Here is a 13,125-nt window from a genome sequence, read left to right as displayed (position 1 = left end):
TAAAACAAAACCTATCAGTTTGTAGTGAAGGTTATTTTACGTACATATTGCCCGGTAAATTGTATAAGATTTTATCTATAGTTTAAACGTTAAAATCAAAGTGATTTATATAGATAAATTTTTTAATTCTTCAAATATGGTGTGAAGAATTTACTATATTGTTGATCCTTAACTTCATTTATATATTTTTTTGCAACATAATCACTTGCATCCCCACTCATAAACTGTAGTATTGCAGCTACAGTACCATAGTCAGCAGTTCTATCAATATAACTTTTTACAATATCATCAATACATTCTATACTCAAAGACTGTCTAATAGCATAAATGCAATTAAAATCATTAGTTTCAGCAATATAATCTTTAACTAAAGTATCTACTTTTGATTTACTCATATGAGGAATATAAGCCATTATCTTATTTATATTGCCTGTTTTTTAATAATTTCTAAAGCCTTTTGGTCTGCTTCATTCTTTGTTATATTTTTTAATGCAGATGAATCATTCATTATCATATTATTGTTCATATTATTGTTCATATTGTTATTCATATTATAAGTATTATTATTAACATTTCTAAGTTCAATCTGTTTAAGCTGATTATTAAAGTTAAAGTTTATCCCTGTTGTATTACAAAATCTTTTGAGAGGAATATATACCTCCTCATCCATTTGCAATGTTGGCAGTTTATCATCTTTATATTCAACACCATTAACTAATATATTATACTTTGATAACTGTAGTTTATAGTCTTTCGATTCTGCCATTCCATTTGCTCCGCTTAAAAGAATTATTCCACATATAAATCCACAAATAAACAATTTAATTTTTCCCCACATAAAAAAACCTCCCCTATTGATTTAAGTCTAACTTTATAATTCCGACAATTATATCTGAATTTTTCTAAACTTTTATATGTAATTATTATACACGAAATATATGTATTTTTTTGGAATAATATATATTTAATTTCCATATACCTCAAATATATTTCTTACCACTTCATTAAAGATGATTTGAAGGTCTTATAAATTAAATTTTTGCATCTTACATAGCCTATATAGCATGATACATGATTTTAAGTACAAATTGTTTGTTTTCCTTTAATATGAAAGTATAAAAATATAACTTAAAGGAGAATAGCATGAATATAGTCATATTAAATGGAAGCCCAAAATCATCAAATAGTGTCACCGTACAATCAATGCATTATTTAGCTTTAAAAAACAAGACATGTAACTTTGAATACTTAAATATTATAGATTCTGTAAAAAAGGGGAAAGAAGAAATACTAAAAATAGCTGACAAAGTAAATAATTCAGACGGTATTATTTGGAGTTTTCCTGTTTACCATATGCTTATACCAGCTCATATGAAGGAGTTTATTGAAAAAATTGATGAGTATAATCTAGTAGATAAATTTTCTAATAAATATTGTGTTACCTATTCTACCTCTATTCATTATTATGATCACACTGCTCATGATTATATGGAAGGTATTTGTAACGATTTTGATATGAAGTACTTAGGAAGTTTATCTCACGATATGAAGGATCTTATAAAGGAAGAATCTCAAAAAGAACTGGAATTTTTCTTTAATAATTTTATACAGTCTATAAAAACAAACGAACTCACGTCAAAAAGATTTAAGAAAACATCAAGATATAACTATAATTATAAGAATAATGAATCTGAAAAAAAGATTAAAACTACTAAAAGAACTGTAATTGTAACTGATTCAATAAAGGGTTCGAATGTAGATAAAATGATTGTTAAGTATTCAAGTATGATAGATGGCCCTATTAAAGTTGTAAACATCAATGAAGCCAATTTTAAAAATTACTGTATCGGATGTTGCAATTGTAGTACACATAATGAATGTATCTACCATAATACAGATGATTATAGAAAAACGTTAGATTATATATTAGATAACTCAGATATTATTGTGTATGCTTGTGAAATCAAAGATCGCTATTTTTCATCAAGAATGAAACTATTCTTTGATAGAAGCTTTTGTTATACACACATTCCAGTATTTAAAGGTCGTCAAATTGCATATCTTGTTTCAGGACCAGTTAATGAATTAGTATCACTTAATGAGATTATGAAGGCTTATAGTAGTAATGAAACTAATTTAGTTGGAATAGTTTCAGATGAATGCCAAGATAATAATATTTTAAATACTCAAATTGAAAATCTAGTAAGCAAAAGCATTCATTATGCTGAACAGGAGTATATAAAGACACCAATGTTTTTATCAGTGTGTGGATCTAAATTATTTAGTGATGCAATCAAATCAAATTTAGGTACTATTTTTTTAGCTGACTACAATTACTATAAATCAAATAATTTGATAAAAAATGAATCTATAAAAGAAAAATTAAGAAATATTATATTTAGATATATGATGAACAAAAAAGCTTTTCAATCAGAAGTTAAAAAAAATATGTATAAGCATATGATTTCAAAACATAAAAAAGTACTTGAAAAAAAGATGAATAGTCATGAGTAAGGGATTAAGAGTATTTTTTATGGTAAGTGTAGGCTTTATTCCTATGGTTCTTCACTGGTCGATAAGTTCATCTTTAGGTCTTATATTAGGTTCTTTTGTTCTTGTAGCTCTACTCATCAAAGAATCATTTAAAAAAAATATAAGCTTAATGACAAAAACTTTAACACTTTATTTTTTAATTGCAAATGTACTATACTTTATATTTGATATAAATCAAGTTATTATAAATCGACATTTGTATACTTATATCTCACTAGGAACAATGTCTTTATATTCTTTGATTATTAGAAAACCATTTACTATGGACGGTGCAAAAAGTGGTTATAAAAAAGGGTTTGAATCATCCCCTTTATTTATCGAAGTTAATATGCTTATTTCCACTATTTGGTGTGCAACTTACATCATAAGTTCAATTTTAAGATTTATAGGTGATAACCTCCTATTTGTAGTAATTCCAAATATTCTAATAAGCGTTGCTATTGCATGTTCTATTATTATACCTAATTTAATGCCTGATACTTAAAAATTTATAGTAATATAATTTATGATAGTATAAAATAAGTCTATAATAATATAGTAATAATAATCTTAAGGAGATTTATATGAATGTTGATTTAAAATGTTCTGATAACATAAAAGGTATTATAACAGAAATGCTTGAAAATAGAAAAATTAAAATAACAACTGAATCTGACATTGTGATTATTGAAAAAGGTTATGAAATAGAAAATGGAAAGATAGGAATTGTATTTGAATTATCCACTCTAAATAATTTAATTCATTTTCTGGATTCATTTTTAGGTCAACAGGAAAATAAAAAAGTGATTACCGGAAAATACGAAGGTGGATATGAAGTTATTAGTTATAACCAAATTAGTTATTTTGAAGGTATTGGTAATGATGTTTTTTGTATTGTTGATAATAAAAAGTATAAAGTAAAAGAAAAGCTATACGAATTAGAAGAAAAACTAAGAGATCATGGCTTTATAAGAATTAGCAAATCTTTTATCGTTAATATTATAGAAATAGATCAAATCCAGCCATGGTTTAACGGAAAATTACTATTAAAAATGAAAGATACATCCTTAAATATATATGTTACACGTAGATATTTAAAAGAATTTAAAACTTTTTTAGGATTGTAGAGGTTATAAAATGAAAAAAAATACTAAGAGTATAATAATTAATTTGATAATATCAGCCCTTATTGGTTTTATAGTGGGCTTAGTAGAAATTTCTTTGAGGAATTTTACAACAAATGATATTTACATATTACTTGTACATTCTTTAATAGGCTTACTAATAGGATCTGTAATACGCCAAACTTTTATTATTACCTATGGGAAACTTAAAGTATATCAAATATTCATCCTGTCTTCTATATTATTAGGTGTTATATCCATGTTTTCTGCCATAATTGATTGCTTTATATTTAAGAAACCATTATTTAGAACAACAACTATTATTATAATTATTACAGCTGAGTTATTAGGTATGTCATTTACGTTTGCATCCTATAAATATTACAGAAAACTCAATCAAAAATTAGATGAAAAGAAAAAAGAATTATTAGAGCGCTTAGAATAAAAAAGATGTATATGTTAATAATGCAAGTTCCTTAGCATTAATCCCATATACATCTTTTTTCATTTACAATCAACCTAATATTTTAGTTCTCTATTTTCAGATTATATATATCCGAAAACTCTATATTAACCTTCTGTTTCATATAATCTTCTTTTTCCATTGCTAAATTCGAACTTGGATTTGTAGATTCTTCTTCAACAGGTAGTGTTATAACAAACTCACTTCCCTTACCATATTCACTGCTTAAATATATTGTTCCTCCTTGCATCTCTACTAAAGATTTAACTATAGATAGCCCTATACCGCTGCCCTCATGATTTCTTGTAAATGATTTGTCTACCTGCCTAAATCGATCAAAAACCAAATTAATATTTTCCTCTTTTATTCCTATCCCCGTATCCTTTATTACAATCTTAACATTTTCGCCTTCATCAAATATATTAACAAATATACTCCCACCTTCTGGCGTAAACTTCACAGCATTTGATAATAAATTAAGTATAATTCTATCAATGCTCTCTATATGGCAGTTCACTATTTTTTCCTCAACTTCTGTATCAAATTCTATGTATAACCCTTTATTCTCTACATAATCTATAACTGATGATGTAATATCTTCAACTACAGATACTATATTATATTTATCCATGTTTATATCAAAATAACCTGCATCTATTTTAGTAATATCTATTAAATTATTTATTAATCTCAATAATCTATAACCATTCTGTTTTAATGTTTTAAATTTTTTATTCTGTTTAAGTACAAATGATTCAGATGTATTTTCAAAGAGTTGTATTGTACCTAAAATTATTGTTAGAGGAGTTCTTAATTCATGTGATAGATTAGCAAAGAATTCATCCTTTATTTTATCATGTTGTATTTTTTCTCTTAACTTTTTTTCTTCTAAATATACTTTTTCCTTTAACTCTAATATTTTCTTTTTTTCAATTACATTTCTGCATAATACCAATGCATAGTTATTACCTTGTATACACATATTATTTGTAAATATTTCCATATCGATCAATTCACCGTTTTCCATAAAGAATATTTCTTCTGTAACAGGTTCAAAATGTCTACCTTCTTTAGCAGCTTCATATCTTTCTTGTCCTATTTCATCAATATTGAATTTCACAAATTTTTCTACAGGTTTTCCAACTGCATCTTTTTGATTTTTAAGTCCAAAGACATCTGCCGCTTTTTTATTTAAATATTCAAACTTTAATTTTCTATGTACAAAAATTGCATTTGGCGATGTCTCAACAATTTCTTCAAACAAGCAGAGCTTGTCCTCTATTTCTTTAATATAAGCTTTTGTTTTTAAATTTATTATTATTGATAATATATTTAAAACTAGCAATAAAATAACTCCACCTATAACAGTAATGTAATTTAGTTTAATTTCATAACTATAACAGATTAACCCCAATAATACAGCTAAACAATTAATTAAATTAAATACAATAATCTGTATTCTCTCTACTTTCTCTAATTTCATTAAAAAGCCCCCTCAAAGAGATTGTAGACATATTATGTCTATAATTTTGTAAATTCTTCCCTATTACCATTATACATGAAATATATGTATATTATATCAAAATTTATATATATTGGAGATTTATTATATATGCCTATAGTCTTATACACTATATTTCAAGTTCAAAAAAAATGTATACCAAAATATCTATTTTACTAGATTTTTTTGATATACATACTGTTTAATTTTAATAAAAACCAATTTAATTTTTAATATATATTTACATTTCCTGATGAAGTATTTATTATTATTTTATTCTTATCATCTCCAACAGTTCCTTTTAAAGTATTGTTTTCCTGTTTACCTCTTACAACAATAGGAAAATCACATTCTATATTCCCACTAGAACACTCAGCATCTAAATAAAATTTAGCATCATCTGGCAACCCTATATCTACAGTTCCTGATGAAGTCTCCAAATCAATATTATTATCAAATACATTATAATTAACTTCTATTGAACCTGAAGATGAATCCCCTTTTAAATCACCAGTAAAATTATTTAGCTCTATAGTTCCTGAAGACACATCTAAGACTGTATTATTTGTAATTATATTTTCTCCTATTAACGATCCTGAAGAAGCTTCACATTTTAAATTTTTAATGTTTAGATCTTTCAACTTAGTGTTTCCTGAGCTTAAATCTATAGAAAGACTATTCAAGGTTAATTCATTTTGAATATTTATATTACTAGAGGAAGAATCTACATCTATACTTTCTTTATAATTTTTAGGGACAAAAATATCAAGCTTTAAGTCAGAATTAAATATACTATATGAGTTTGGTCTTTTTATAAATATCAAAAGTTCGTTCCCATTTACTTTAGTTTCAAGTTCCGGCTTAAATGTAGAAGTAATATTTCCATATAAATGAGCTTTTACATCTTCTCTATCTTCAGGAATTATATTAACATCACAACTTGAAGTTTCAATAGATATTTGATTTATATTATCTATTTTTTCAATTTTCTCTTGATCTAAATCATTATAAGTTTTTTTATTTTTATATGAAATACTAAAATTATCTTTGAATCCCCCCGTAAACGATATTATACTAATACCTACCCCATAGCATATAACCATTATAATTACTAAGTATGTAACTATTTTTTTTATGTTCATATAATTACCTCCTAATTATTTTTTAATTATATCAATGTTGTATTTCAAATATTTAACAGTACCTTTATATGCAAATTTTACTACATAGATATTCAAAATAAGAAACAGTATACCTAAAGCAGTTGTTCCTATACCCATAAAAGCAGCACCTATAGGATTAACGCTAACATTACCTCCAAAAACAGGTGCAAATATTGAACCAAAGAAAGCTCCTATTCCAGCAACAGTTATTCCTAAAGCTGCCCCAAATAATCCTATCAATACCCCTACCAATCCTATAAAAGGACCTAACACAAAAATTAAATTAAATAAGCCAAGAGCTATTGTGGCAATAACTGCTTTAACTATATTAGTAGGCGTTGGGTTATTTTGTGCATTTTCAATAACAATATGGGCCTTATATGATTTAGCTATTTTTTTAGGATCTCCTAGTTCTTTTGATATTTCATCTTCTAACTTTCCTCTTCCCAAACCTACGCTAAAATGTTCTTCATAGTCATAAAGTATCTCATCTATATCTTCTTTAGGTAATCCGTATAGTTGATTTTTTAAAATATCTATAAACTCTTTTTTATTCATTTAAATCCTCCTCATTTATAATACTATTAACTCCTTTAACAAAATGATTCCACTCATCTATTAATTCATTTTTTATTTTTTTACCCTCATCTGTTATTTTATAATATTTTCTAGGTGGTCCTTCTGTTGATTCTTTAAGATAACTTGTAAAGTAACCTTCTTTTTGAAGTCTTCTCAAAAGAGGATATACTGTTCCTTCAGATATATTTATATATTTTGATATCTTCTCTACTAATTCATATCCATAACAGTCATTTTTACTAAGTAAGACTAAAACACATAACTCTAAAACACCTTTTTTAAACTGAATATTCATGTTTATTTCCTTTCCTATATAAGTTTCACTTTATTTCCATTTATAGTATATTACACAGTACTGTATAATGCAAGGTACTAAATAAAAAATAATTCCTATAGTATAAAAAAGACTATATATTTTAATATATAGTCTTAATATAGAGTATTTACTTTTACATCTTCACATTCAATTATATAAATTTTATTTAAGCCTTCTTTAAATTTAACATTTCCCTTTGTATAACTATTGCCAGATTCTTCATCTTGTAACTCATTGTTTTTATTCCATTCTACACTACCTTTTAATCCATTAGAATTTACTACTGTTGCAAATATGTCTAAACTATCATCTACATCTATATTTATATCTACATCTGAAGAATTTCTTACAACCCATTTATTTTTTACAGCATCTCCATCTATATTTATATTTTGGTTGTGTGCTTGTATTTCAATATTCTTATTTCCTGGTAAAAATATTGTATGTCCTACCCAAGTAACCCCTGGATTTAAATTTTCAGCTCTTTCCACATTTTCAAATTCTATGTATAGATTATCTCCAACTTTTCTTGACTTTATTTTTGAATTATTTATAATACTTTGTGATTCCTCTTTTGAATTGGCTAAAACTGTTCCTTTTCCTGAAACTATAATTTTATTGTTAATACCTTCTTTTACATCTAATGATGCATATGTATATTGTGTTGGGTAATCTACTATTACTTTTTTTATATCCTTATCTATATTTATTTCTTGATCCTCAATCAAAGTACTATATTCTTGCCTATTTATACTACTTGATAACTTTGACATTATATCAAGAGAATATATTGTATATGCACCAATACTAAACAGTCCTACTAATATAATCATAAAAATACTTAATATATCGTATTTTACCTTTGAATTATCCGCTTTTGAAAAATAGACATAAGCTATAATTTCAAGTCCTAGTATTATTAAAACTACAGGCCAAAATTTAAATATATATTCAGTTACTACTAGCCCCTTTAATAAAGATGCTAATAAAACTATCCCTAGTATAATAAACATCACACCTGAAGATAAATTTCCTACTCTCCATCTTCGCATTTGATTTTCTCCTTTTTATATGAATTATTTTTTTTACTACCACGAATAAGTTTTATTCCCCCTATTATAAATAAAATGCCTATAGAGCCTGATGTTAAATATCTTTTTAATGTATAAATACTTATGTACTTTGTAATACCTAGATGCTTAATTAAAGTATCAAATCCATCAATTAGTATATTTTGAAATATTGCTATACATCCTATAGAAATTAATATATATCCAAATATTTTACTTTTCTCTTTTGTCAAAAATGTATTTTCTGTTAATGAACTGAATATAGAAATATTTGTTTCTTCTAAATTTTCTTGTGATGCTTTATGCATAGCATCAAATATGCTGTAAAACCAAACTATAGGTACTAAAATCAAGAAAAAGTTGGCGTCTAAAAAATCAGTAAGAAAAAATGGTAAAAAGAAAGCACTCATTAACTGAACTCCCTGTTCCTTCAAATTGAGATACATATGACCTGCTCCTGGAATTATAGATAAAAGCATTGCTATAACTTTTTTATTTTTAATCTTACTTCCCCATAGTAGATCAAATTCTTTATTATACTCTTCAACACTACCTATATATCCTTTATTTATTTTATCTACTAAAACCATACTATCAACCATACCTATTAACCAAATAATAGGAAATACTATTGCTAGTGCTTCACCTTCATATATACCTAATATCTCAATTGTAAAAAACATCATAAATAAATTACAAACTAAACTTGCAAAAAATATTGCTCCCCTTTGTATATTATCGAGATATACATGAGATAGCCCTGGTATTATAGATAATAAAAAAGTTATTAATTTATTTTTTCTATTCATAAAAAGTCCCCCTTTATTTTTTCTTTTTTAATACAATCCCCACAAAATATTATACATCAAATAAACATATTTTGGAACAAATTGTATTTTTTTGAATCACCTAAAAAAAATTAGCCTCTAACGAAATTTATTTTCCATTTAGAGGCAGAATTTATATTTTTTAAATCCGTATCTAATTATAAACTAATTTAAACCACGCAAATTTTAAAAAATGAGTTTAAAAATTCTATTGAGGATATAAGCACAACATAATGCATATTTTTTACTTAAAAAAGTCTTTAATAAAATCAGGAGCACTTTCTTCCTCGAAACTTCCATAAACTATATTATTTTTATCCTCTGAATAAAACCCTATAATATACTTTGCGTTTGAATTTGATCTATAGTAATCATTTTCATAGTTTCTTAAGCACACTTCTATTTTATCTTTATCTAATATATCTAATCTTTTTACCTTTTTTTCATTCTGATTTATATATCTACCATACTGATCTATATGTATATCATCTGGATTTTCGTTTTTTTCAACAGTCGCATAAGCCACTTCCTCTGAAGTTATTCTTGAATTTTTTATATAATCTTTTTCTTCTAACCATTTTTCAAATTTAACAAAAGATTTATCCCATCTCAGATTTATATTATTGTCATACTTATCTTCTATACCATCTTCATTATCATCTTTTTTATTTTCTACTAATGAAATATCTATATCTGCCCACGCTGCTTTTTTATCTATCATGTCTTCATATTTTTGATTATTTATTTCATCTTTTAAAATTTCTAGACATTCTCTAATTTCTTCTTTATCAGTTATATAAGTTACTTTATTACTATTTTCCACAGGTCTAATTGTTATCTTTTCAATATCCGAATCATTAACATCAAAAATTCTATTGTGCATTTCTTTATATTCTTTAGATTCATAAATAGGTTTTAAATATTTAATATAATCTTCTTTTTGGACAAAATATCTTCTTCTTATTTCTTTTCCATTTTTTAATTTATATGCAATAGAAATAGATTCATTTGAATTTTTACTTTTTAAATTTTTCTCTTTATTATTTATAATCTCCTTATGCAGCTGTTGAATGTTTTTACAATTATCTTCATCATTATAAAATCTGTTTTCTTCATCTTGTGTTAATCTATAAAAACCTCTATCAAAGTATATAGTTTCTACTTTTTCTAATTGTGGAACATATTTTTCATATCCAATAATATCAAACTTCATTCCTAATAAAAGTATTATTATTACTGCAACATATATAAGATATCCTTTTACATTTTTAAATACTCTTAAAGATTTTTTTATAATAATCTCTGCAATAAAATATCCAATTAAAGACATAATAAAGTATCCAAATAATACCCAATGAAGACTCTCTCCTGATGCTTGAAAGTAGAATCCACCTAGCAACATACTACAAAATGTTACTCCATATTTAAATATAGGTTTAAAACTTTTAAAAGCAATAGATTGAGATGCTGCTTCAAGATTTCTTTTATTATACAGAACTCTAGATATAATATATAAAATAATACAAATTATTATATATATTATTATTGCTTTAAAACTCATAAGATCTTTATTTGGTACACAAGGTGCTATCGTTAATGGAGATAGTTTAAATAAATCATCAATTAAATAAGATTCTGCACTAAATCCATATATATATATTGCCATATTATAAACTACCAAACCAGTTAACCCTACAGGTAAGAATAAAAATATGTAACTCAATACACCTTGAACAGCTGATATTCCTGTAATCATTCCTACAAGAACTGTAAACATAAAAATTAATATACTTAAAATTATAGTTATTCCACCCCATCTAAGTATATCTATTGTATATAAAACCTCTTTATAATAGTCATTATAATTTGATGTAGAATTTAATATAATACAAGCAATTGTAGTTACAATTACTGGTAGTATTAAAAGTACTGTACCTACAAATATATGATTATTATATAAATTTCCTCTTTTTATAGGAAGAGAATGTATCATATCTGTTGATTTTTTCACATGCATATATCTAAATAATAAAATAGCTAATATAACAGGTATAACCCCCATTAGAATCATTGTCTCTCCAATTTCAAAATCAAATATTCTTTTTATTGGATTAGCACCATAATGCCCATAATTTTCAACTTCACTATTTACCATCATCATTCTCATAGGTATAGTAAGTAATAATCCTAATAAGTAAACTACTCCTATCCAAGAAAATCTTTTTAAATCATTTAATATAACTCCTTTATTAAACAATGATATTTTCGATTTCATACCCTATACCCCCCATTTCATAAATAAATATTTCTTCTAATGTTAATGGTAAAACATCTAAAATTTTTGGTTCATATTTTTCAAAATTAGATATTATAGTTTCTTTTTTACCTCTAACAATTAATAAAGCAACACTTCCTCTTTCTTCCTTATAAAGAACATCTGTATTGTCTAAAATATCTTGTGGAATTTCATCAAAAGCAACTTGTATTTTATGAACATCTGACTTTAAATCATCTAGATCTTTTTGAATTATCATGTTTCCTTTGTGAAGTATTGCTATATGATCACATATATCTTCAAGTTCTCTTAAGTTATGAGATGAAATAAATACTGTCATTTCTCTTTCTGCTACATCTTGAATAATTAAATTTTTTACTTTTTTTCTCATAACAGGGTCTAATCCGTCAACTGGTTCATCTAGAATCATAATTTTTGGCATAGTAGATAAACTCAACCAGAATGCTACTTGTCTTTGCATACCTTTAGATAAACTACTAATTCTTTTGTTAGTTTTAATATTAAAAACTTCTTCTAGTTTTTTAAATCTCTCTTCATTCCAATTTTTATAAATTCTTTTATAGAATTTAGCCATTTCTTTTATTGTATATTGAGCAAAGAAATAAAGAGTGTCGGGCATAAATATTATATCTGATTTGATATCTATGTTTTCATATACTTCACTATCATTTATGTATATTTCTCCATTATCTTGTTTGTAAATACCTGATAAAAGTTTTAAAAGTGTAGTTTTTCCTGCTCCATTTGAACCTACTAACCCGTATACCGAGCCCTTTTCTACATTCAAACTGACATCTTTCAAAGCTTTAAAACCTTCAAAAGACTTACTTACATTCTTTGCTACAATCATTTCCTTCTCCCCCTTTAACCAATCGCTCAGTCTCTGAAACCATATCTATAATTTCAACTTTATCCATTCCTAAATAAATCGCTTCAGATAAATTTTTAGCTAATTCCTTTTTTATATTTGCTAATTTCTCAGAATTTGTAATTTTTTCTGATGACATTACAAAACTTCCTTTCCCTTTTATAGAATATATGTATCCTTGTCTTTCCAACTCTCTATATGATTTTTGAATAGTATTAGGATTAATTGTAAGTTGTTTTGAAAGTGTACGCACTGAAGGTAATTTTTCATCTACTTTTAGAACCTCACTAATTATAAGTTCCTTAAATCTCTCTACTAATTGTTCATATATAGGTAATCTGCTTCTTAAATCTAATTCAAACATGTATACCCTCCTTCCGTTATAT

Annotated in this window: 15 protein-coding genes; 4 read left to right on the top strand and 11 right to left on the bottom strand. The window is 25.5% G+C overall.

The window, feature by feature from the left end:
- Positions 1–122: 122 nt before the first annotated feature.
- Both P4S50_RS05350 and P4S50_RS05345 read right to left on the bottom strand, forming a co-directional pair.
- Positions 123–395, bottom strand: a complete 273-nt coding sequence (locus P4S50_RS05350) for a hypothetical protein (RefSeq protein ID WP_277733580.1) — start codon at positions 393–395, stop codon at positions 123–125.
- A gap of 26 nt (positions 396–421) precedes the next feature.
- Positions 422–838, bottom strand: a complete 417-nt coding sequence (locus P4S50_RS05345) for a hypothetical protein (protein ID WP_277733579.1) — start codon at positions 836–838, stop codon at positions 422–424.
- A gap of 305 nt (positions 839–1,143) precedes the next feature.
- On the opposite strand from P4S50_RS05345, the gene P4S50_RS05340 reads away from it, so the two are divergent.
- The 4 genes from P4S50_RS05340 to P4S50_RS05325 all read left to right on the top strand — a co-directional run bounded on the left by P4S50_RS05340 (position 1,144) and on the right by P4S50_RS05325 (position 4,101).
- Positions 1,144–2,514 carry an NAD(P)H-dependent oxidoreductase gene (locus tag P4S50_RS05340; protein ID WP_277733578.1) on the top strand — a complete coding sequence of 457 codons (1,371 nt, stop codon included), beginning with the start codon at positions 1,144–1,146 and terminating at the stop codon, positions 2,512–2,514.
- A complete protein-coding gene (locus tag P4S50_RS05335; RefSeq protein ID WP_277733577.1) occupies positions 2,507–3,037 on the top strand; it encodes a hypothetical protein in 531 nt (176 codons plus the stop codon). The genes P4S50_RS05340 and P4S50_RS05335 overlap by 8 nt, the downstream gene beginning before the upstream one ends.
- Positions 3,038–3,116: 79 nt before the next feature.
- Positions 3,117–3,659 carry a LytTR family DNA-binding domain-containing protein gene (locus P4S50_RS05330; protein ID WP_277733576.1) on the top strand — a complete coding sequence of 181 codons (543 nt, stop codon included), beginning with the start codon at positions 3,117–3,119 and terminating at the stop codon, positions 3,657–3,659.
- Between the two features lie 10 nt (positions 3,660–3,669).
- On the top strand, positions 3,670–4,101 hold the full coding sequence (locus tag P4S50_RS05325) for a hypothetical protein (protein ID WP_277733575.1): 432 nt from the start codon (positions 3,670–3,672) through the stop codon (positions 4,099–4,101).
- Between the two features lie 82 nt (positions 4,102–4,183).
- Here P4S50_RS05325 and P4S50_RS05320 read toward each other — a convergent pair whose 3' ends face one another.
- The 9 genes from P4S50_RS05320 to P4S50_RS05280 form a co-directional block, all read right to left on the bottom strand.
- Complete coding sequence (locus P4S50_RS05320; protein ID WP_277733574.1) at positions 4,184–5,602, bottom strand: PAS domain-containing sensor histidine kinase; 1,419 nt, start codon at positions 5,600–5,602, stop codon at positions 4,184–4,186.
- 248 nt (positions 5,603–5,850) lie between these two features.
- Positions 5,851–6,762, bottom strand: coding sequence for a DUF4097 family beta strand repeat-containing protein (locus P4S50_RS05315; RefSeq protein WP_277733573.1), 912 nt, complete (start codon positions 6,760–6,762; stop codon positions 5,851–5,853).
- A 15-nt stretch (positions 6,763–6,777) separates the two neighbouring features.
- On the bottom strand, positions 6,778–7,341 hold the full coding sequence (locus P4S50_RS05310) for an HAAS signaling domain-containing protein (protein WP_277733572.1): 564 nt from the start codon (positions 7,339–7,341) through the stop codon (positions 6,778–6,780).
- Positions 7,334–7,657, bottom strand: coding sequence for a PadR family transcriptional regulator (locus P4S50_RS05305; RefSeq protein WP_277733571.1), 324 nt, complete (start codon positions 7,655–7,657; stop codon positions 7,334–7,336). Before P4S50_RS05305 ends, P4S50_RS05310 begins: the two co-directional genes overlap by 8 nt.
- A gap of 134 nt (positions 7,658–7,791) precedes the next feature.
- On the bottom strand, positions 7,792–8,730 hold the full coding sequence (locus P4S50_RS05300; protein ID WP_277733570.1) for a LiaF transmembrane domain-containing protein: 939 nt from the start codon (positions 8,728–8,730) through the stop codon (positions 7,792–7,794).
- Complete coding sequence (locus P4S50_RS05295; RefSeq protein WP_277733569.1) at positions 8,712–9,557, bottom strand: hypothetical protein; 846 nt, start codon at positions 9,555–9,557, stop codon at positions 8,712–8,714. Before P4S50_RS05295 ends, P4S50_RS05300 begins: the two co-directional genes overlap by 19 nt.
- A gap of 262 nt (positions 9,558–9,819) precedes the next feature.
- Positions 9,820–11,850, bottom strand: coding sequence for a DUF6449 domain-containing protein (locus P4S50_RS05290; RefSeq protein WP_277733568.1), 2,031 nt, complete (start codon positions 11,848–11,850; stop codon positions 9,820–9,822).
- Positions 11,825–12,721, bottom strand: a complete 897-nt coding sequence (locus tag P4S50_RS05285; protein ID WP_277733567.1) for an ABC transporter ATP-binding protein — start codon at positions 12,719–12,721, stop codon at positions 11,825–11,827. The genes P4S50_RS05290 and P4S50_RS05285 overlap by 26 nt, the downstream gene beginning before the upstream one ends.
- Positions 12,696–13,103, bottom strand: coding sequence for a GntR family transcriptional regulator (locus P4S50_RS05280; RefSeq protein ID WP_277733566.1), 408 nt, complete (start codon positions 13,101–13,103; stop codon positions 12,696–12,698). The genes P4S50_RS05285 and P4S50_RS05280 overlap by 26 nt, the downstream gene beginning before the upstream one ends.
- Between the last annotated feature and the right edge of the window lie 22 nt (positions 13,104–13,125).

Source organism: Tepidibacter hydrothermalis (assembly GCF_029542625.1).
GTDB classification, from domain to species: domain Bacteria; phylum Bacillota; class Clostridia; order Peptostreptococcales; family Peptostreptococcaceae; genus Tepidibacter_A; species Tepidibacter_A hydrothermalis.
Note: the sequence above shows the minus strand (reverse complement) of the source record. Positions and strands in the feature narration are given on the sequence as shown.